Genomic DNA, 20,327 nt, shown 5'->3' on the forward strand with positions numbered 1-20,327 from the left:
GATTGCCGGGACATCCAGTGAAGCCCTCGCTTCGCGCTGCCCGGCCATGACGGAGCTTCGTCAGGTCTCTGGTATCACTTCAACGCTGCCGCCTTCGCGCCCGATGGCGTCACGCGCCAGATCGTATTGCCGACATCGTCGGCCACCAGCAATGCGCCCTTGCTGTCGATGCGCACGCCCACCGGGCGTCCCTGCGCTTCACCGCTGTCATTGAGGAAGCCGGTGAGCACGTCCTGCGGCTTGCCCGACGGCTTGCCGTCGGTGAAGGGCACGAAGATCACCTTGTAGCCGCTTTGCGGTCGCCTGTTCCAAGACCCGTGCTGGCCGATGAAAGCGCCGTTCTTCATGTTGGCGGGGAAGAGATCGCCGGTGTTGAAGGTCAGCCCGAGTGATGCGGTATGCGCACCGAGCGCGTAATCCGGCGCGATGGCTTTGGCCACCATGTCAGGGCGCGGCGGCTGCACGCGGACATCGACATGCTGGCCGTAATAGCTGTAGGGCCAGCCATAGAAGCCGCCATCCTTCACCGAGGTCATGTAATCTGGCACGAGGTCGCTGCCGATCTCGTCGCGCTCGTTGACGGTGACCCAGAGCGCGCCGCTTTGCGGCTGCCACGACGGGCCGTTGGGGTTGCGCAGGCCGGATGCGAAGACGCGTGAGGCGCCGGTCGCGCGGTCGATCTCGATCACCGCGGCGCGGTCTTTCTCGGCCTCCATGCCGTTCTCACCGACATTGCTGTTGGAGCCGACGGTTGCATAGAGTTTCGTGCCGTCGGGACTCGCCGTGAGATCCTTGGTCCAGTGGTGATTGATCGGGCCGCCGGGCAGGTCAGCCACCTTCACGGCAGGCGTTGTGATCCTGGTATCATTGGTCCTGTAGGGAAACTTCACCACGGCATCGGCATTGGCGACGAAGAATTCGTCGCCCATCAGCACCATGCCGAAGGGTGAGTTGAGCCCTTCGAGAAACGCTGTCCTGGTCTCGGCGACGCCGTCGCCATCCGCGTCGCGCAACAGCGAAATGCGATTTGCCGTGGGCGTACCCGCGCCAGCATGGCCCATCACCAGTTTCACGACCCAGCCCTTGATGCCCTTGCCGTCTTCCGGCTTCGGCGGCGCATTGCTTTCTGCCACCAGCACGTCGCCATTGGGCAACACATAGACCGTACGTGGATGATCGAGCCCGCGCGCAAAAGCGTTGACCGTCATGCCGTCCGCAGCCTTCGGCTTGGCACCCTCTGGCCAGCCGACCGCCTTGGAGACATTGACCGTTGGAATAAGCGACTTGTTGGGCTCGACAAGCTTCGGCGCCGGTCCGAAATCTTCGCCGGATGCGATGGTGGATTGTTCGTTGCATCCGGCCAGTGGCAGCGCCAGAGCGATGAGACAGGCCGAAAGCAGGAATTTCTGGCGCATGGAATGTCCTTGTGGCTGAACCGATCTAATGCGGTCAATGCAGGAACGTTCGACCTCCCTGCATGAATTTCATGTGAAGCCGGAGTGATGCGCGGCTATGGTCCTTCCCAATAATCAGGGAAGAAACGATGACCGGACCGACAAATACGGGCGACGAAGCCACCTGGACGCGCTGGCGTAGCGTCGCCGATCTTTATCACGCCTATTTCACCGGCCTGATTCTGACCACGGTCACGCGCCGCGGCACGGCAGACGCCGCCGAGTTCATGTTTCGGATATTCCGCCGGCAGCAGCAGGAGCGGTTTCTGCCGGGACTCGTGAAGCTCGGTCTGTCCGGCCTGCCACCCGCGGTCGCTGCGGCCCAGTATCACTATCTCTCGAACTGGATCGGCGGCGTCTCGGTCGAATATATGTATGAGAGTGATCGCAAGGCCTGGATCCGCTATCCGCCGCCGCGCTGGATCTGGCGGGGCACCGCGATCTGCGGCATTCCGGGTGAAGTGTCCCGCGCAATGCTGCGCGGCTGGCACGCCAACAATGGCGTCTCGCTCGGCAATCCCCGCATGGGCTTCGTTTGCACCAAGCAGAGCGTCGATGGCCAGGATGGGCTCGAAGGCTATTACTGCGAATACGACCATGATCTTGATATCGATCAGCGTCTGGTGTTCGCGCGCCACCTGGAGGCGCCGTTGTTCGATCCCGCGACGGCACCGGCGCTGCCGGTGGATAGCTGGCCAAAGGCCCGGCTGGAAAAGGCCTATCGCAACTACGCCATGGAATATGTACGGACAACAGCGCCGGTGGCGGTTCAACTGTTCGGCCCGGTCGACGCGGGTTATCTGCTGCATCTCACCGGCAAGCTGATCGGCATGCAATATTTCGACGAGGTTTCCGCGGGCTTCGGCCTGCGGCGCGGCGACGCCAGGGCCTTCGCAGAATTCCTCGGCGTTCTGTTCGCAGCGCAGGACGACGTCGTGGAGATAAGCGCATCCGAGGGCCAGTTCGAGATCCGGCAGCAGAGCTGGAAATTGATGGACGGCGTTGCCGACAACAATGCCGCCTGCGCGAAAGCCCTACAGGGACTGGTCGAGGGCCTCGCCGCCGGATGCGGTCGCAATATACCCATCGCGATGACGCCGGCACGAGGTGGTGCGCTGCCGTTCATCTGGTCGATCGGCTAGCGCCTCGACCCCTTGATACTGCAGTGCAAATCGAACATCCCCCATGCGTGTGTCGCGCATGGCATTGTCCGCGATCGGTGCTAGGAACGAGGTGTCCGGCAGGCAAGACCGGAAGCTCAGGGAGAATGCATGTCCGACGCTGTCGTCGCCGAACCCCGATTGGTCGATGCCGACAAGCAGCCGCTTCCGAGCCTGAAGGCGCCGGCCAAAAACCCCCTGCTGGATCATCCCATTCTGCCGACCATCTTGCGGTTGGCCTGGCCCAATGTCATCGCGCTGACGGCAGGCGCCGTCGTCGTTATTTTTGAGACCACCTATGTCGGTCGGCTCGGCACCGAAGCATTGGCGGCGATGGCGCTGGTGTTTCCCTTCGTGATGCTGACCATGACCATGTCCGGTGGCGCCATGGGCGGTGGCGTGTCCTCGGCCATCGCGCGCGCGCTTGGCGCCGGCGACCGCGCGCGCGCCGATACGCTGGCGGGCCATGCGCTGCTGATCGCCATCTGCTTCGGCCTCACCTTCACGGTCGGCATGCTGGCCTTCGGCTCCATGCTGCTGCAACTGCTTGGTGGCCGCGGCAATGTGCTGAGCCAGGCGCAGGGCTACATCACCGTCTTCTTCGCTGGTGGCGCGATCCCCTGGCTGCTGAATACCTTCGCGGCGATCCTGCGCGGCACCGGCAACATGAAGATGCCCTCCGCCATGCAGATGGCGGGGGCTGCCTTGCAGGTGGTTCTCGGTGGCGTGCTGGGCCTCGGCTTCGGTCCGATCCCGCAATTCGGCATGCCCGGCGTCGCGGCGGGCACGCTGATTGCATTCACGATCGGCACAGGCGTCATGGGCTGGTATGTCTTTTCCGGTCGTGCGCGAGTCCGGCCTCAGATCAAGGGCTTCCGCATTCAGCGCGGGATGTTCTTCGATATTCTGAAAGTGGGTGCCATCGCCTGTTTCAATCCGCTACAGGGCGTTCTGACTCTCCTGATTTTCACCCATATGCTGGCGCAATACGGCACCGCGGTGCTGGCCGGCTACGGCATCGGTGCGCGGCTCGAATTCATGCTGAGCACGCTGGCTTTCGCGGTGGGTATCGCCTCGGTGCCGATCGTCGGCATGGCAATCGGCGCTGGCCGCATCGCGCGTGCGCGCCGCGTGACCTGGACTGGCAGCGTGATCGCCTTCGGTGTCGTCGGCCTGCTCGGCACACTGATCGCGATCTTCCCCGATGCCTGGGTCAATATGTTCACCAATGATGCCGGTGTGCGTGCGGCAAGCCAGACCTATCTGGCCACCTGCGCGCCAATGTATGCCTTTCTGGGGCTGTCCACGGTGGCCTATTTTGCCTCGCAGGGCGCCGCCAAGGTGCTCGGCCCGGTGCTGGCGCAAACCGCGCGGCTGGTCTTCGTCAGCGTTGGAGGCTGGTGGCTGCTGTCGATCGATGCCTCGGCCACAAGCTTCTTCTGGCTCGCGGCAGCGTCCATGGTGCTGCTCGGCGTGCTGTCGGCACTCAGCGTACTGCTGACGTCGTGGGGACCGAAGGCTGGCCCCGTGCCCGAGATCCGGCCGGAGCTCGTCTGAGCAGTTTCTAGCCAACGCGCGTCGCAGTAAATTCCACATCGCGCCGCCACGTCGCGCCGTCGTCATGCGAGGTCTCGCCGCGCCATAGAAACGAGCGCGGCGTGATCTGCGAGAAGCTCCAGCGGATCGGGCGTCCGTCATTGTCGCGGCCGAGTTGGACGATGTCGTTGCCCTGTTTGCGGCCGGTCATGGTGAGAAAATTCTGCATCACCGGATCGGTCCACTGGATCTGCCACGCATCGATACGTGGGTCGTAGATCCGCAACGTGCTTCCATACGAGTAGGCATTCGCTGTGGCGTCGCCGTCGCGCAACTGGCCGCGCGGCGGCACGATCCAGACATCCTGGATGGCACGGCCTTCCAGCACCCAGCCGAAATGCCATTCGCCCTTGCGCCGGCGCTCCCCGCCGTCCGGCATATACCTGATCACATCGAGATCCCAGGCGCCGATCAGCCAGCCATAGAGATCCATCTGGCCGATGCGATCCGGGGCAGGGCCGTCTGCTGCGAGCGCATCGAGAAACGATGCAGTCATCGCGCCACTTTCCCGAACTGGGTCTGCATCGCCGCCAGGCCCAGATCCATCTGCTCGCTCATGTAAGGCGCGATCTCGTTCGGCAGCACGTCGGCCGTCCAGACAAACCGGCAGCGCGCATCGCCATCGGCAAACACCTGCGCTGACGCGCTGTGCTGGCTGATACGTTCGCTGACGATGGCATAGACGAGGCGCTGCCGGTCGTGGTCGCAGGTGACCAGTCTTTCGCGTGCGACGGACCCATTGGCGAACGTCACGATACGCGCGTCGCCGTCCAGCTTTGTGTCGGTGACGAAGCCCGGCACCAGCCTTGTGTGCAGCGCGCCGAAGTCGGCCAGTGCGGACCAGACATCGTCTGCCGGTGCGCCGAGGAAAATCTCTTTGTGAATCGATGCCATGCTGTGCCTCCCGGTTGATCAGGACGGCAAGTTACTCAGTGCACGGCCAGCCGTTCTTGGAAAATCTTGCGGTCGCCGCGGGAAGCCTGTCGAAATACGCGGGGCGAGACGCCGGCAGCGCGATGGAAGCTGCGCACGAAATTCGAGAGATCGCCGAAGCCGACATCGAAGGCGATGTCGGTGATGGCGCGGTCTTTCTCGACCAACAGGTTTGCAGCCCGCCGCAGCCGCGCGCGCACCAGATACTGGTGCGGTGTCACGCCGAGCACATTCCTGAACAGGCGCAGGAAATGAAACGGACTCAATCCGGCCTGACGGGCGGCCGCATCGAGATCGATCTCCTCGCTGGCATGGGCGTCGATCCACAGCGCGGCCTCGACCGCGCGCCGGCGATCCCGTGCATTGCCGTTCACACGCCTGCGCGGCTCGCCTGACACGACGTCGACAAAACGCGTGGCAAATGCATGACCGATCTCATCGAGCCCGAGATCGCTGTGCGCCGATGCGCTGGCCTGCGCGAGCTCGCCCAGCACCATCAATTCGGCGCGTGGCGCGATGGCGCCCTGTTGCCAGATGTCCCTGGCGTCGCCGACGGTGTCGATCAGCTCAGGCGCGAAGGAGAATGAAAGGCACTCGTCGCCAGAGCCATGATGCTCGTGATGGCAGGTATATTCGTCGCCGGGGTGCCCGATCAGCAGCGCGCCGGCGATGAGTTCGTGCGATTGCCCGCGGCAGCGACAGCCGAAACTGCCCTTGCGAACATAGGAGAGCGAATGGCCGGCGTGCTGTTCGGAAAACGGCTGGTCGTCCGGACCCGCCGTACAGCGATAGTCCGTGACGGTGATCGCGTTGCTCTGGAACAGTGTTGTTGCCTGCATAGGCTGAATTTAGCCCTGTGGGCGCGGTGGGGCAACCGACAGCAGGGCATCGAACAGGGTGGTCGTCCGGCCCGCCAGCGCGCCCTCGATCGAGAGCAGCCGCGACTTGGTGATGATGCCGCCATTGCCGGCAAAGCCGCTGGTCTGGCCCGCAACGGCCAGTGCACGGTGGCATGGTACGAGGATCGCAAACGGATTGCGGGCGATGGCCTGGCCGACTGAATAGACCGCGCCGCTGGCGCCGATCTTGGCCGCGATCTCCGCATGGGTGCGGGTCTCGCCGCGCGGGATCATCCGAATGGCCTCATAGACGCGGCAATTGAACAGCGGCAGGCCATGCATGTCGACGGGGATATCGCCGAGGTCGACGGCTTGCCCACGCAGCAGCGCAACGATGCCCTCGATGGCGTAGTCGACATCGGTGGGCGGCCGGAATTCGCGCGCATCGGGAAATTGCTGCAGCAGGCGGCGCCGGGTCTCGATCTCGCGCGCTTCCGGCAACTGCACGCCAACAATGCCGGCGTCGCCCCATGCGATACCGCATCGGCCCACCGACGTGTCGAAGGTTGTGTATCCGTGCCCAGCCATCCCGAAGGGATGTTAGCAGGCGAATTGAAGCCGTCATCTGGAATCTTTGGAGCGGTTACCTTTCGAAGGGCGCGGCCGGGTGTGCAGCGCGATGAAACTGTAGCCGGCTGCCATCAATCCGCTTGGCGGATCGGCCGGTCTCGGCTAGATCAGATGGCGCGACGACGCGGGCGTAGTTCAATGGTAGAACGGCAGCTTCCCAAGCTGCATACGAGGGTTCGATTCCCTCCGTCCGCTCCAGCCCCCTCATTCATTCCAGATGATCGGTGCCGCATGGCGATTGAACGGTTTGGCATCCCCGCTGTTCTTCAAAGGCGCCCGTTGCTGTTCGCACAACACAAGGTTCTTGAATGACGTTTCCCCTCTCAGCTGCAACCGCCGGCAATGTGCCCGGTGTTGTCGCCTCCAGCGTCTATGCCAATGGCCGCCGTGTTGCGGATATCCCCGTCGAAGAGGCGGGCGTCTGGGCGCAGAAGCCGGGCCATGTCGTCTGGATCGGACTGTTTGAACCGTCCCTTGAACTGCTCGAGAAACTGCGCGCGCAATTCGATCTGCATCCGCTCGCCATCGAGGACGCGCTGAAATCGCATCAGCACCCCAAGGTCGAGCAATATGGCGAAGCGCTCTTCATCGTCGCGCGAACGGCGCAACTGGTCGATCAGACGGTTGCTTTCGGCGAGACGCATATCTTCTTGGGTAAAGGCTACGTCGTGTCCGTGCGCCATGGCGCCTCGACGTCCTATGCGTCTGTCCGCGAGCGATGCGAGGCTTGCCCGACAAACCTGACGCACGGCGAAGACTACATCCTCTACGCAATTCTCGATTTCATCGTCGACAACTATCGTCCTGTCATCGAATCCATCCTGTCCGAGATCGACGAGCTCGAGGATGGCGTCCTGCATCGCATGCTGACGCGGGCCGAATTCGAGCGGCTCTACAAGCTGCGCCGCGAGCTGTTGCGCCTTCGTCGCGCGGTCGGACCGCTGGTCGATGTCTGTCACCGCCTCGAACATATCGATATCCTGTTCATCGACGATGACATGAAGCCGCTGTTCCGCGACGTGCTGGATCACGTCAAACGCGCGGAAGAAGATATCGATTCGCTGCGCGAAGTGCTGGCCTTTGCCTTTGAAGCCAGCCTGATGTCAGGGCAGTCGCAGCAAACCGAAATTACCCGCAGGCTTGCGGCCTGGGCGGCGATCCTGGCGGTGCCGACGGCGATTGCCGGAATCTACGGCATGAATTTCGAACATATGCCGGAGCTGAAATGGGCTTACGGCTATTACGTCGTGCTGGGCGGCATCGCCGCGATCTGCGGTTACCTGTATACCCGCTTCAAGCGTAACGGATGGCTGTGATCGACGAGACGATCACCCCACCGCCTTCGCCGCAGCCCGCCCCGCCGTCCGCCCCGTGAACAAACAGCCGCCGAGAAACGTGCCTTCCAGCGAGCGATAGCCGTGCATGCCGCCGCCGCCGAAACCGGCGGCTTCGCCGACCGCGTAGAGGCCGGGCATGATCTGGCCGTTGCTGCCGAACACGCGCGAGTCCAGGTCAGTCTCGAAGCCGCCCAGCGTCTTGCGCGTCAGGATGTTGAGCCGCACGGCGATCAGCGGTCCCTGTGCGGGATCGAGAATGCGATGCGGCTTCGCGGTGCGGATCAGGCGGTCGCCGATATATTTGCGCGCATTGTGGATGTTCATCACCTGCGCATCCTTGACGTAGGGATTGGCCATGGTGCGGTCACGCGCCTCGATCTGCATGCGGATCTCATCGAGCTTCAGCAGATTGTCGCCGGTCAGTGCATTCATTGCGCTGACGAGGTCGTCGAGATTGTCGCGCACCACGAAGTCGATGCCGTGATCCTTGAAGGCTTCGACAGGCGCCGGCGCGCCCTTGTTGGTGGCGCGGCGCGCGGTCATCAGCCAGCTCTTGCCGGTGAGATCCGGGTTCTGCTCGGAGCCGGAGAGCGCAAACTCTTTCTTGATGATCGCTTGCGTCAGCACGAACCATGAATAATCATAGCCGGTGGACTGGATATATTGCAGTTGGCCGAGCGTATCGGAGCCGGGAAACAGCGGCGCCGGCAGCCGCTTGCCGGTGGCGTCGAACCACATCGACGAGGGGCCCGGCAGAATGCGTATGCCGTGCTTCGGCCAGATCGGATTCCAGTTCTCGATACCCTCGACATAGTGCCACATGCGGTCGCGATTGATCAGCCGCGCACCGGCGGCTTCCGTGATGCCCATCATGCGACCGTCGACATGGGCGGGCACACCGGAGATCATGCGCTTCGGCGGTTCGCCGAGGCGCTTCGGCCAGTTCTGCCGCACCAGATCATGATTGCCACCGATGCCGCCGGAGGCAACGATCACGGCTTGCGCGCGCAGCGAGAAGTCGCCGATCACATTGCGCGAACTGCTTTCGCCGCGCTCTGTGTTGGACGGTTCGAGAATCGCGCCGCTCACGCCATCGACAGTTCCGTTGGTGACGCTGAGCGCATCGACGCGATGGCGGAACCTGAAGCTCAGCAGGCCCTTCTTCTGTGCCTCGCGCGCACGCCGCTCGAACGGCTCGACGATGCCGGGGCCAGTGCCCCAGGTGACATGAAAGCGCGGAACCGAATTGCCGTGGCCCATCGCGTCATAGCCGCCGCGCTCGGCCCAGCCGACCACGGGAAACACGCGGTGGCCCATGGCGCGCAGCCAGTCGCGTTTCTCGCCGGCGGCGAAAGCGACATAGGCTTCGGCCCAGCGCCGTGGCCAGAGGTCCTCATCGCGATCGAAACCGGCCGTGCCCTGCCAGTCCTGCATCGCTAGGTCATAAGAGTCTTTGATGCCAAGGCGCCGCTGTTCCGGCGAGTCGACGAAGAACAAACCGCCGAACGACCAGAACGCCTGGCCGCCGAGATTCTGCTCGCCTTCCTGATCGACCACGACAACGCGCTTGCCGGCATCGGCAATTTCCGTAGCCGCGACAAGGCCCGCGAGTCCGCCGCCGACGACGATGACATCCGCATCAACGGCCATACTGTTTCCCCCATTTTGTTAATGGAGATTGAAGTCGGCGCGGGAACTTTGGTCAACGGAAATTGCGCGCGAAGGGCGGCGCTGTTTCAGATTGATACCGCGACGGAACCGAGGTGCATCCCGCGCGCAACACTCGATTTGAATCGCATTGGAAGCGTCATGCTCGTCTGGACAAAGCCACGATCTCGCAACACGCTGATCATGCCCTGCATCACCAGGGCGCTCAGATTCGGGATCGACAGGTTTTGGGGCTGGACATGAAGTTCGTTACGGGTTTGCTGGCGGCGGTCTTGCTGTTCGCGGGCGTCGGGGCAAGTCACGCGGTGGTTCGGATCGCGGATGATCGTGGCGGACGGATCGGAACCTATGTCGACAGATATCAGGGATTGCGCACTTCCGGCGAAACCGTGATCATCGATGGCCTGTGCGCCTCGGCCTGCACGATCGTGCTCGGCGCGGTTCCGCGTGACCGGATCTGCGTCACCTCCAATGCCAATCTCGGCTTTCATGCGGCCTGGGACATGGGCGCCAATGGTCGCGCGGTCACCAACCCGGAAGCCACCCAGATGTTGTATTCGATGTATCCGACGCAGATCCGGCGCTGGATCTCCAAACGCGGCGGACTGAAGACGCAGATGATCTTCCTGCGCGGTCGCCAGCTGATGGGCATGTACAAGCCCTGTTACATGGATGCTCACGCCTCCAGCGCGCGCTAGAGCGTTTTCGAGCGAAGTGGATGCCGGTTCGCGTCAAGAAAACGCGTCAGAACAAAAAGCTAATGGCCGATCTGGGTTTTATTCCATCAGCATGACGTGATGCCCTGCGGCGCCGGGAGCGCTTGCCCGCGCCGTCATCTCAGCCTATCTGGAACCTGGATGGCGGGCTCTTGAATGATCTCGGGCCTTGGCCGTTCTGAGATCGTCTGATGGTGCAGCCTTTATTGACGCCTAAGAGCACGATGCCCGCGTCCGAGCGGCCGTCTCGGCTTGCGTCGGTCATTGTCGCATCGGCCGCGGCGTTCGCAGCGCTCCTTCTGGTGGGTGCAATCGGGCTGTGGGCACATTACGGCACTGCCGTATTTTTCGAGATGATCAAGACTGGCATCGCCGCCTGCATGTGATCGGCTGCCAAAGGGCAATTCAGGGGACATTCCATGACTGAACGAACCACCCGGCCGCTGGTCATCATTGCTGCCTTCGCCGGCAGCCTCGCGGCGGGATTGCTGGTCGTGCTGTGGCTGACGGGCGGTTTCCGCAATGTCGCTGCACCTGCCTCGATTGGCGGTTCGTTCCAGCTCACCGATCAGTCCGGCCAGACCGTCACCGAGCAGAGCCTGAAGGGCAAGCCGACGCTGGTCTTCTTCGGCTTCACCCATTGCCCGGACATCTGCCCGACCTCGCTGTTCGAAATGTCGGAAGTGCTGCGCGCGATGGGCAAGGACGCCGATCGTATCAATACCTATTTCGTCTCGGTCGATCCCGAGCGCGATACGGCACCGATCATGAAGGAATATCTGTCGAGCTTCGATCCGCATCTGAAGGGTTTGACCGGTACGCCTGATGCGGTGGCGAAGGTGATTTCCGGCTACCGCGTCTATGCCAAGAAGGTGCCGACCAAGGACGGTGACTATACGATGGATCACACCGCGCTGATCTATCTGATGGACAAGGACGGCAATTTCGTCGCGCCGTTCAACCTCAAGCGCAAGCCGGAAGAAGCGGCCACGGATCTCAAGCGCTATCTCTGAGGTCGACCGCGGCTCGCTGCCATCGTTCCGGTCCGATGCACGAGGCCGTGCTCGGTCTTTTCCCAGTGATGGCGCCGGGTCCAGAATTGCCACAGGGCGCGCCAGGTCGCGATCGAGAGACATCCCCAATAAATCGGCGTCAGGGCCAGGATCCAGCCGTCGCGCAGACGGCCGCGGCGCATCAGGCCGGTGAGGCCCAGGATGCAGGTCGCGATGAAGCCGCAGGCGATGGCCAGCACGTGCAGTGACGACAGCCGGTCGCCAAGCAGCAGGGTGCTATCGGCAAGCAGCAGGCAGGCGATAAGTTTGACGACCAGCACCGTAAAAGCCAGCGACGTCAGGATATTGCCGCCGAAGACGATGTTGAGTGCGAGGAATCCCCGCGCACCGGCTTCGTCCCACAGTTTTCGGGGATCGCGCATATGCACGGCCCAGGTCTGCATCCAGCCCTTCATCCAGCGTGAGCGTTGTCGCAGCCACGCGCCGAACGCGATCGGTGCTTCCTCAAGCGTGACCGATGGAATGGTCACCGAGCGATAGCCCAGCCGCGCCAGGCGGATTCCGAGGTCGGCATCTTCCGTGACGTTATAGGCGTCCCAGCCACCGATGCGGCGCAAGGTGTCGGTGCGAAAATGATTGGAGGTGCCGCCGAGGGGCAGTGGCATGCCCAATGCGACCAGTCCGGGCAGGAAGACCGCGAACAGCCCGGCATATTCGACTGCCGCCATGCGTGACAGCAGGCTGTGCGTCAGATTGTCGAAATGCAGCCCGGCCTGAACGCAGGCGACGTCGTCGTTGTGCTGGCGAAACATGCCGAGCGCTGCGCGCAATTGGCCGGGGTCGGGATCGTCTTCGGCATCGAACACCGTCAGAAAGCTGCCGCGCACGAAGGGAAGTGCAACATTCAGCGCCTTCGGCTTGGTTTTCGGACCCGTCGCCTGTGCGATCAGGACTTGAACCTGCGGCCCCGGCCGGGCTCTGGCAACCGCCGCGCGGGTCCGCAGATCGTCGGACTCGAGCACCAGAATGATGTCGAGTTTCTCGGAGGGATAGTCGAGCCTTTGCAGGGATCGCAACAGACCCGGAACGGACGCTTCCTCGCGATAGAGCGCGACGACCACTGAGTAGATTGGCAGTTGATCGTCGCGCAAGTGCGGAAACCGTTGCTCCGGCTGCGGCGGAACCAGCACGCAAGTCAGCCTGAGAAGCGAAAAGGCGAGAAACCAGATCGCCGCCAGGCCGCCGATCAGATCCATCGTCAGCGCCGGATACAGAAGCGCGAAAACCGCGCATACCGGCAGCAGAAGCGCCGGCAGCAATCCTTTGCGCCAACCGACGGCCGACTTGGCCGACATGGCAGGTTGCATCTGCAGCAGGCCTTCGGCGGCGATATCCGAAAGCGCGTCGCCGGTTTGCTCGGTCAGATATTGATGCAGGTGACGCCGCGTGGTCAGCCGAATGCGCGCGATAAGTGATGGATATGTGGTGGAGAAACGCATCAGCCGCCGTGCCGTAAAGGCGCGCGGCGTGACGATCCAGTTGAGTGTGTCATCCTCCTGGAGGGGCAGGATGCCGAACTCTGCGATCCCCGGAAGATCGGCATCCGCCAGGGGGCAGTGAGCGCGCCCGACTGTCGAGAGATCGTCGAAGCCGATGCTGAGGTGGCGGGCCAGATGCGCGACATACGTCTCCTCGGTGATCACGCCCCATTGGATCAGGATCTGATCGGCGCCCAGATTGAGCTCGCGGCTCCGTCGCTCCGCGGCGTGCAGCAGCGGGACCGGGAGTATGCTGCGCAGGCAGTCGAGTTCGCTGGCTGGTTCCGCGCGCCGGTCCGACCCGTCTCGCTCCGGCATGGGGAAGGAGGTCATCCTGCCGATCGGCAGAGGAGGAGAGCGTAGTGCGGCGCCCGGCTGGCGCGAAACGCGCGGCCGATGACCCCGGGAAGATTGCTGCACCCCCATGCAACGCCCTCACACCACAAACGCTACTCGCGTCTCGCGCCGGATGGTCTATAAGACCGCGATCCGGAAGCACCCTATGCAACCACAGATGGTTAATTCCCGCAACCAAATACCGCTAATGAAGTGTCGCGCAACTGCGCTGACCCTTGGCGCTTTGCTGGCCGCATGGATGTCGCTGTTTTCGGCCGCACCGGCTTTGGCGCAGACGTCGGCTCCGGCTGTGAGCCAGCCCGGTCCGCAGGCCGTGCCGGGCTTCTGGGATCCGCGTCGCCGTCCGGACCGACCGGACCTGTCGCGCATCACCGTGATCCGCTTCCTGACCGAGACCGACTACCCGCCGTTCAACTTCACCGGCCCCGACGGCAATCCGGCGGGCTTCAACGTCGATCTCGCACGTCTTCTCTGCGAGGAGATCAAGGTCACCTGCACGGTGCAGATGCGCCGCTTCGAGACGTTGCTCGATGCCATTTCCAGCAACCGGGGCGACGCGATCATCGCCTCCATGGCGGTGACGCCGCAGATTCGCGCCCGCGTCGATTTCACCGATCCCTATTACCGTGCGCCGGCGCGCTTCGTGGCCCGCAAGAATGCGGTGATGCCGGAGATCCGCCCGGAATATCTCGAAGGCAAGAAGGTCGGCGTGATCGCGGGCTCGACCCATGAGGCCTATCTGAAGGCGATGTTCACCGATGCGGTGCTGGTGCCTTTTCCAAGCGACGATGCGCTACGCCAGGCGCTGAAACGCAGCGAGGTCGATTTCATCTTCGGCGATGCGATCTCGTTCGCCTTCTGGATCAATGGCAGCGATTCCGCCGATTGTTGCGCCTTCAGCGGCGGCCCCTTCATCGAAAGCCGTTTCTTCGGCGAGGGCATCGGCATCGCCGTCCGCAAAGGCAACGACACGCTGCGCCAGGCGCTGAACTGGGCCCTGTTCCGGGTCTGGGAGAAAGGCCGCTACACAGATTTGTGGCTGCGTTATTTCTCGGTCAGCCCGTTCTGAATTTTCTCATCCCGCGGTTTGGCATTTCGGTGCGGAGCCGCTAGGTTCCGCGGCCCGGAGGCCCAAAACACGATGTCCACGCTAGACCCCACCATGAGCCCGAGCGAGTTGTGCGCGCTCGCCGAGACTTCCAACGCCTGGCCGTTCGAGCAGGCGAAGGCGCTGGTGGCGCGTCTGAAGAAAACGCCGAAAGACGAAGTGCTGTTCGAGACCGGCTACGGTCCGTCGGGCCTGCCGCATATCGGCACTTTCGGCGAGGTGGCGCGCACGACCATGGTGCGCCATGCCTTTCGCGTACTCACCGAGGACAAGATCAAGACCCGGCTGATTGCCTTCTCCGACGACATGGACGGTCTGCGCAAGGTGCCGGACAATGTGCCGAACAAGGACATGCTGGCATCGCATCTCGGCAAGCCGCTGACGCGGGTGCCGGATCCGTTCTCGAACGAATATCCGTCCTTCGGCGCGGCCAACAATGCACGGCTGCGCGTATTTCTGGATCAGTTCGGATTCGACTACGAATTCGCTTCGTCGACCGACTACTACACATCCGGCCGGTTCGATGCGACGCTGCTGAAGATGCTCGCAGTCTATGACAAGGTCATGGACATCATCCTGCCGACCCTGGGCCCGGATCGTCGCGCCACCTATTCGCCGTTCCTTCCCATTAGCAAGACCACTGGCGTCGTGCTGCAGGTGCCGATGATCCGGCGCGACGTGGCTGCAGGCACCGTCACCTATGTCGATCCCGACACTAACGAAGAAGTCACGACGCCGGTCACCGGCGGCGCTGTGAAGTGCCAGTGGAAGGCCGACTGGGCGATGCGCTGGGCTGCGCTCGGCATCGATTATGAAATGGCCGGCAAGGATCTCATCGATTCCGTGAAGCTGTCGGGCAAGATCTGCGCGGCGCTCGGTGGCACACCGCCGGAAGGCTTCAACTATGAGCTCTTCCTCGACGATAAGGGCGGCAAGATTTCGAAGTCGAAGGGCAATGGCCTGACCATCGACGAATGGTTGCGCTATGCCTCGCCGGAATCGCTGTCGCTGTTCATGTATCGCGAGCCGAAGGCGGCCAAGCGGCTGTTCTTCGACGTCATCCCGCGCAATGTCGACGAATATCAGCAGTTCGTCGAAGGCTATGCGAAGCAGGATCCCAAGCAGCGCCTGTCCAATCCGGCCTGGCATATCCATGCCGGCGATCCGCCGGTGGCGGACATGCCGGTCACGTTCCAGCTCCTGCTGACGCTGGTGTCGTCGTCGAATGCCGAGAATGCCGAAACCCTGTGGGGCTTCATCCGGCGTTATCGACCGGGCGTCTCCGCGGCGACGCATCCGCGGCTCGACGCGATGGTCGGCTATGCCATCAACTACTATCGGGACTTCGTGGCGCCGACCAAGACGTTCCGCGAGCCCACCGATGTCGAGCGCGTGGCGCTGCAGGATCTGCGCGATGCGCTCTCGCAACTGCCGGCGGAGGCCACGCCGGAAGACATCCAGAACGCGGTCTATGAGATCGGCCGCCGCGAGCCGTTCCTTGATCACAAGAAGCTCGCCAAGGATGGCCGGCCCGGGGTCTCGCTCGACTGGTTCAACATGCTGTACCAGGTGCTGCTCGGCCAGGAGAAGGGCCCGCGCTTCGGGTCCTTCGTCGCGGTCTATGGCGTGCAGAATGCGATCAACATGATCGACGGCGCGCTGGCGCGCTCGGCCTGAGGCTCACACTCTACGGAACATCAAAGGCGCGCTTCCTGATGGAGCGCGCCTTTTTCTTGACGCCTACTTCGGCGCTGCCGTCGCTGCCGCGGGCGTGACAGGTTCCGGCATTGCCGACGAGTGGTGATGCGCGATCAGCCATTTCTTGTCGCGGTAGACATAGACATAGCTGTAGCGGGCCTTGACGATTTGCGTATCGCTGGGGGACTTGCCGGACAGCGTGAAGGTGTAGGTGCCGACGTCGGATGCCATATTGCAGCCGATCTTGACGGTGCGCGTGTCGATCTTGCCTTGCGGGTGCTTCTTCAGAAAATCCACGAAGTAGCTCTGGATCGACGCGCTGTCGGTGCGCGGCGTGTTCGACACCGTCGGCAGCAGCACCGCGTCCGAGGCGTAATTGGCGGTGACCTTGGCGGGGTCGAGCGTTGCGAGCGAGGCATTCCAGCGGTCGAATAGCGCTTCGATCTGCTTTGTCGTGACGACCGCGCAGGTCATGGGCTTCGCATGTGCGAGAGAACCTGCGCTAACGACGGCCAGCGCGATCGCGCCGGCAACGATTGTTCTGGTTTTCATGGCGCCACCGAAGGTTGCGAGTTTCGGATAGGGAACTCGCATAGATCATTCGGTGGCCGGACGCCAGTCCAGAGTGTGTTCGGTTACTGGCTCGCCCAAACGATGCGCGCGATCCAGGCGATGTCGGCGGCCGGAAAGCTGCGGTCGACATGGTTCGGATTGAGCGACTGCAGCTCGATGATCTTCGTGGTTCGGCGCTTCAATTCCTTCGCCATCACCTCGCCGTCCTTTGTCTTGACCACGACGCGGTCGCCCTTGCGGATCTGTGCTTCCGGCGAGACGACGATGATGTCGCCGTCGCGATAAGCGGGCTTCATCGAGTCGCCAGAGATCTTCAGCGCATAAGCGTGCTCGTCATTCACCGACGGCAGGCCCACTTCGTCCCAGCCCTTGCTGCCGGCGGGAAAACCCGCGTCGTCGAAGTAACCGCCATGGCCGGCCTGTGCGAAGCCGAGCAGCGGCACCGACTGCACGATGCGCTTGGTACCTTCGATCAGCGTGACGAAGCTGTCGATGGTCACGCCGGTTGCGGTCAGCGCCTTCGAGACCGACTCCGTCGACGGCCAGCGTTCGCGGCCATCATTGGTGATGCGCTTGGACTTGTTGAAGGTCGTGGCGTCGAGCCCCGCTTTCTTCGCAAGGCCGGAGGGTGACATGCCGTTGCGCTCTGCGAGGCGGTCGAGGGCGTTCCAGATCTGGGCGTGCGAGAGCATCATCGGTTTCGGTCCCTTGGCCCGGATTTCTGCGGGGCGGTGAATCGTGGCGAAATCTAGGAATTATTGCCGTGAATGCACGGATTTCGCAACAGGCATTTGAAAAAAATGTGCAGCCTTGAAGTGGAGGGGGGGCGCCGATACGGTCGACTGTCGGCTCCAGCCACCGAATCCCGCGACTGGGCGTCCACACCACATCGAAAACAGCTGATTCAACCAAATTGGAAGTCTGGGCGGTTGCGCACCATCTATAAAATCTGTCCGGCCTCGAGCTGGCGCGAGGCCGAGCGCCAGGGCACCTATCGCGGCAGTGCCGATGATGCCCGGGACGGCTTCATCCACTTCTCGACCGCGGCACAGCTCCCCGAGACGCTCCGGAAGTATTATTTCGGCCAGACCGGCCTGTTTCTGGTCGCTGTGGACGCAGACGCACTCGGTGACGACCTGCGCTGGGAGCCATCCCGCGGTGGCGATCTGTTCCCGCATCTCTACGGCGAACTCGATCTCGGCGCCGTCACGGCCGTCCTGGATCTGCGTGCGCGCTCCGACGGCAACCACGACATTCCGGAGCTCAAATCGTGATCCGCGCTTTCGATGCCTTTTCCCTGCCGATGCTGCGCATGCTCGACGCCGAAGACGCGCACCGCCTCGCGATCCGTGGGTTGCGCATGCTGCCTTACGCCCGCCCGCGGCCGGATGATCCAAAACTCGCGGTCCGTGCATTTGGTCTGAACTTCCCCAATCCGGTGGGGATCGCCGCCGGCTTCGACAAGAATGCCGAGGTGCCGGACGCGCTGCTCCGTCTCGGCTTCGGCTTCGCCGAGATCGGCTCGGTGACGCCGAAGCCGCAATCCGGCAACCCACGCCCGCGCATCTTTCGGCTGGAGCGTGACGAGGCGGTCATCAACCGGCTCGGATTCAACAATGACGGTGCGGAGGTCGTGCTGCGTCGGCTGGCTGCACGTGCGCAGAATGGCGGTATCGTCGGCGTCAACGTCGGCGCCAACAAGGATTCGCCCGATCGCACGCAGGATTATGTGCGGCTGATCGAGACCTTTGCGCCGGTGGCGAGCTATTTCACCGTCAACGTGTCATCGCCGAACACGCCGGGCCTGCGCAATCTGCAGCAGGCCGCCGAACTCGACGATCTGCTGGCGCGGGTGATCGATGCGCGTGAGCGCGTTCGCAAGAATGCGGGAGATTCTCCGGTGTTGCTGAAGATCGCGCCCGATCTCAGCCTCGCCGACCTCGACGATGTCGTCCATGTCGCGCGCTCGCGCGGCGTCGATGGCATGATCGTCGCGAACACCACTATCGGCCGTCCCTCGACCTTGCGCGAACAGGCACGCTCGAAAGAGCAGGGCGGATTGTCCGGGCGGCCCTTGTTCAGGCTGTCTACCCGCATGGTGGCGGAGACCTTCGTGCGTGTCGAAGGTGCATTTCCGCTGATCGGCGCCGGCGGCATCGACAGCGGCGGTGCGGCGCTCACCAAGATTCGCGCGGGTGCGAGCCTGATCCAGCTCTATTCGGCGCTGGTCTATAAAGGCGTCGGCCTTGTCGACAGCATCAAGGCCGACCTGTCCTCGACGCTGCTGCGCACCGGCCGTGATTCACTGTCGGAAATCGTCGGCGCCGATGCGGCGACGATCACAGCGGAAGACTGGCCGGCGTAAGCCAGGCCTGCTGCGGAAACGACTGTCGCAGCAGGGCTGGATGACGCAGCGCTTGCAAAGCGCCGCGCGACAGCATGAACACCAGAAACGCGAGCCATAGTCCGGTATTGCCAAGGCTGGCCAGTGCGAACCATGCGGCGATGTAAATCGCTAACGCCAGCAGCATCAGGTTGCGCATGTCGCGCGCCCACGATGCGCCGATATAGATGCCGTCATAGGCGTAAGCGAGGACGCCACAGGCGGGCGCCAGCGCTGCCAGCAGCATGTAATTCCGCGCAGCGAGCCGAACTTCGGGGCTGGTGGTGATGAAATCGATCAGCGCGCCGCCGAACAGCACGAATAGCAACGTGACAGCGATGCCGAATGCCGTGCTCCAGATCAGGACGAGCTTTACGGCCCGGGAAAACTGCTTGCGGTCGCGAGCGCCGGTGCCTTGACCGCAGAGCTGCTCGGCGGCGGTGGCGATGCCGTCGAGGAAGAACGAGCCGATCATGACGAAGTTGTTGAGCACTGCATTGGCAGCCAGGGTCAGGTCGCCTGCACGGGCGCCCTGCGCCGTGAAGAAGAGAAATGCAGCAATCAGTGCTGCCGTACGGATCATGATGTCGCGATTGACTGCGAACAACCGTAGTAGCCGGATGCGGTCGAACAGGACCGCGCGCGGCACATCGATGCGGCCGCCAAGGATTTTCCACACGGCGATGAGGCCGGCGAGAAAGCCCGCGGTTTCCGCGATCACCGTAGCCAGTGCTGCGCCACTGACGCCAAAGTCGAATTGCAGGACCAGCAGGGAGGTGAGTGCCATGTTGGCGAGATTGATGCCGACCTGCAGTGCCAGAGCGATCCCGGTGCGCGCCTGGCCGACCAGCCAGCCGAGAATGATATAGTTGCCGAGCATCAGCGGCGCGGACCAGAGTCGGATGAAGAAATACTGGCGTGCGGCGGATGTGACGGCGTCGCTGCCGCCCATGATGCTGAACACCAGCGCCGCCAGCGGTGTCCGCAAGATAATCAGCGTCAGCCCGATCGCCGCTCCGAGCATCAACGCGCGCAGCAGGATAGCGCGCACCTCGATCCGGTCACCGGCGCCAAGCGCCTGTGCGGTGAAGGCAACCGTCGCCATGCGCAGAAATCCGAACAGCCAGAAAATGCAGTCGAATGCCACGGAGGCCAAAGCCACACCGCCGAGCAGGTGCGGGTCGCCAAGCCTGCCGATTGCCGCGGTCGAGACGATGCCGATCAGAGGCGTCGTCAGATTGGCCAGCATGGCCGGGCCGGCAATGGCAAAGACGCGCCTGTTGGTGACGGACAATCCCGACGACATCAATGCAGCCTGAAGCGG

Annotated in this window: 19 protein-coding genes and 1 tRNA gene; 10 read left to right on the top strand and 10 right to left on the bottom strand. The window is 63.0% G+C overall.

Annotated elements, in window-relative coordinates; all coding sequences use genetic code 11:
* Window positions 1-74: 74 nt before the first annotated feature.
* Window positions 75-1,415, bottom strand: coding sequence for a PQQ-dependent sugar dehydrogenase (locus HP556_RS03175; protein ID WP_175365887.1), 1,341 nt, complete (start codon window positions 1,413-1,415; stop codon window positions 75-77).
* A gap of 128 nt (window positions 1,416-1,543) precedes the next feature.
* Here HP556_RS03175 and HP556_RS03180 point away from each other — a divergent pair, with 128 nt between their 5' ends.
* Window positions 1,544-2,596, top strand: a complete 1,053-nt coding sequence (locus HP556_RS03180) for a hypothetical protein (RefSeq protein ID WP_175365888.1) — start codon at window positions 1,544-1,546, stop codon at window positions 2,594-2,596.
* A gap of 129 nt (window positions 2,597-2,725) precedes the next feature.
* Entirely contained in the window at window positions 2,726-4,171 is a 1,446-nt protein-coding gene (locus tag HP556_RS03185; RefSeq protein ID WP_175365889.1) for an MATE family efflux transporter, read from the top strand.
* A gap of 7 nt (window positions 4,172-4,178) precedes the next feature.
* On the opposite strand, the gene HP556_RS03190 is transcribed toward HP556_RS03185, so the two are convergent.
* Genes HP556_RS03190 through HP556_RS03205 form a run of 4 tightly spaced genes read right to left on the bottom strand, consistent with a single transcriptional unit; the run spans window position 4,179 to window position 6,570 of the window.
* Window positions 4,179-4,706 (bottom strand): hypothetical protein, encoded by a 528-nt coding sequence (locus HP556_RS03190; RefSeq protein ID WP_175365890.1) that lies wholly within the window; start codon window positions 4,704-4,706, stop codon window positions 4,179-4,181.
* A complete protein-coding gene (locus HP556_RS03195; protein WP_175365891.1) occupies window positions 4,703-5,104 on the bottom strand; it encodes an SRPBCC family protein in 402 nt (133 codons plus the stop codon). The genes HP556_RS03190 and HP556_RS03195 overlap by 4 nt, the downstream gene beginning before the upstream one ends.
* 35 nt (window positions 5,105-5,139) lie before the next feature.
* Window positions 5,140-5,982, bottom strand: a complete 843-nt coding sequence (locus HP556_RS03200) for a helix-turn-helix domain-containing protein (RefSeq protein ID WP_175365892.1) — start codon at window positions 5,980-5,982, stop codon at window positions 5,140-5,142.
* Between the two features lie 9 nt (window positions 5,983-5,991).
* Window positions 5,992-6,570 carry a methylated-DNA--[protein]-cysteine S-methyltransferase gene (locus HP556_RS03205; protein ID WP_175365893.1) on the bottom strand — a complete coding sequence of 193 codons (579 nt, stop codon included), beginning with the start codon at window positions 6,568-6,570 and terminating at the stop codon, window positions 5,992-5,994.
* Between the two features lie 166 nt (window positions 6,571-6,736).
* Here HP556_RS03205 and HP556_RS03210 point away from each other — a divergent pair.
* Both HP556_RS03210 and corA read left to right on the top strand, forming a co-directional pair.
* A tRNA-Gly gene (locus tag HP556_RS03210) sits at window positions 6,737-6,810 on the top strand.
* 110 nt (window positions 6,811-6,920) lie between these two features.
* Complete coding sequence (corA, locus tag HP556_RS03215; RefSeq protein WP_089266783.1) at window positions 6,921-7,928, top strand: magnesium/cobalt transporter CorA; 1,008 nt, start codon at window positions 6,921-6,923, stop codon at window positions 7,926-7,928.
* Between the two features lie 12 nt (window positions 7,929-7,940).
* Here the strand turns inward: corA and HP556_RS03220 are convergent, their stop codons facing one another.
* Entirely contained in the window at window positions 7,941-9,599 is a 1,659-nt protein-coding gene (locus tag HP556_RS03220; protein ID WP_175365894.1) for an FAD-binding dehydrogenase, read from the bottom strand.
* Between the two features lie 257 nt (window positions 9,600-9,856).
* Here HP556_RS03220 and HP556_RS03225 point away from each other — a divergent pair, with 257 nt between their 5' ends.
* Both HP556_RS03225 and HP556_RS03230 read left to right on the top strand, forming a co-directional pair.
* Window positions 9,857-10,315: a Clp protease/crotonase-like domain-containing protein gene (locus tag HP556_RS03225; protein WP_089266785.1), complete on the top strand. Its 459-nt coding sequence runs from the start codon at window positions 9,857-9,859 to the stop codon at window positions 10,313-10,315.
* A gap of 437 nt (window positions 10,316-10,752) precedes the next feature.
* Complete coding sequence (locus HP556_RS03230) at window positions 10,753-11,346, top strand: SCO family protein (RefSeq protein WP_175365895.1); 594 nt, start codon at window positions 10,753-10,755, stop codon at window positions 11,344-11,346.
* On the opposite strand, the gene HP556_RS03235 is transcribed toward HP556_RS03230, so the two are convergent.
* On the bottom strand, window positions 11,337-13,217 hold the full coding sequence (locus HP556_RS03235; RefSeq protein ID WP_175365896.1) for a glycosyltransferase: 1,881 nt from the start codon (window positions 13,215-13,217) through the stop codon (window positions 11,337-11,339). The genes HP556_RS03230 and HP556_RS03235 overlap by 10 nt on opposite strands.
* Before the next feature lie 211 nt (window positions 13,218-13,428).
* On the opposite strand from HP556_RS03235, the gene HP556_RS03240 reads away from it, so the two are divergent.
* Together HP556_RS03240 and HP556_RS03245 are read left to right on the top strand one after the other, a co-directional pair.
* On the top strand, window positions 13,429-14,310 hold the full coding sequence (locus HP556_RS03240; RefSeq protein ID WP_420878639.1) for a transporter substrate-binding domain-containing protein: 882 nt from the start codon (window positions 13,429-13,431) through the stop codon (window positions 14,308-14,310).
* Between the two features lie 72 nt (window positions 14,311-14,382).
* Window positions 14,383-16,026 (top strand): lysine--tRNA ligase, encoded by a 1,644-nt coding sequence (locus tag HP556_RS03245; protein WP_175365897.1) that lies wholly within the window; start codon window positions 14,383-14,385, stop codon window positions 16,024-16,026.
* 63 nt (window positions 16,027-16,089) lie between these two features.
* Here the strand turns inward: HP556_RS03245 and HP556_RS03250 are convergent, their stop codons facing one another.
* Together HP556_RS03250 and HP556_RS03255 are read right to left on the bottom strand one after the other, a co-directional pair.
* Complete coding sequence (locus HP556_RS03250; protein WP_175365898.1) at window positions 16,090-16,599, bottom strand: SgcJ/EcaC family oxidoreductase; 510 nt, start codon at window positions 16,597-16,599, stop codon at window positions 16,090-16,092.
* 83 nt (window positions 16,600-16,682) lie between these two features.
* Window positions 16,683-17,312 (bottom strand): S24 family peptidase, encoded by a 630-nt coding sequence (locus HP556_RS03255; RefSeq protein WP_089266927.1) that lies wholly within the window; start codon window positions 17,310-17,312, stop codon window positions 16,683-16,685.
* Between the two features lie 237 nt (window positions 17,313-17,549).
* Between HP556_RS03255 and HP556_RS03260 the strand changes: the two genes are divergently transcribed.
* Both HP556_RS03260 and HP556_RS03265 read left to right on the top strand, forming a co-directional pair.
* A complete protein-coding gene (locus HP556_RS03260; RefSeq protein WP_175365899.1) occupies window positions 17,550-17,894 on the top strand; it encodes a DUF952 domain-containing protein in 345 nt (114 codons plus the stop codon).
* The gene (locus tag HP556_RS03265; protein WP_175365900.1) at window positions 17,891-18,985 is read left to right on the top strand and encodes a quinone-dependent dihydroorotate dehydrogenase; all 1,095 of its coding nucleotides are present in this window, start codon (window positions 17,891-17,893) and stop codon (window positions 18,983-18,985) included. Before HP556_RS03260 ends, HP556_RS03265 begins: the two co-directional genes overlap by 4 nt.
* On the opposite strand, the gene HP556_RS03270 is transcribed toward HP556_RS03265, so the two are convergent.
* Window positions 18,960-20,309 carry an MATE family efflux transporter gene (locus HP556_RS03270; protein ID WP_175365901.1) on the bottom strand — a complete coding sequence of 450 codons (1,350 nt, stop codon included), beginning with the start codon at window positions 20,307-20,309 and terminating at the stop codon, window positions 18,960-18,962. The two genes, HP556_RS03265 and HP556_RS03270, sit on opposite strands and share 26 nt — an antisense overlap.
* Window positions 20,310-20,327 lie beyond the last annotated feature (18 nt).

Source organism: Tardiphaga robiniae (assembly GCF_013359755.1).
Taxonomy (GTDB): Bacteria; Pseudomonadota; Alphaproteobacteria; order Rhizobiales; family Xanthobacteraceae; genus Tardiphaga; species Tardiphaga robiniae.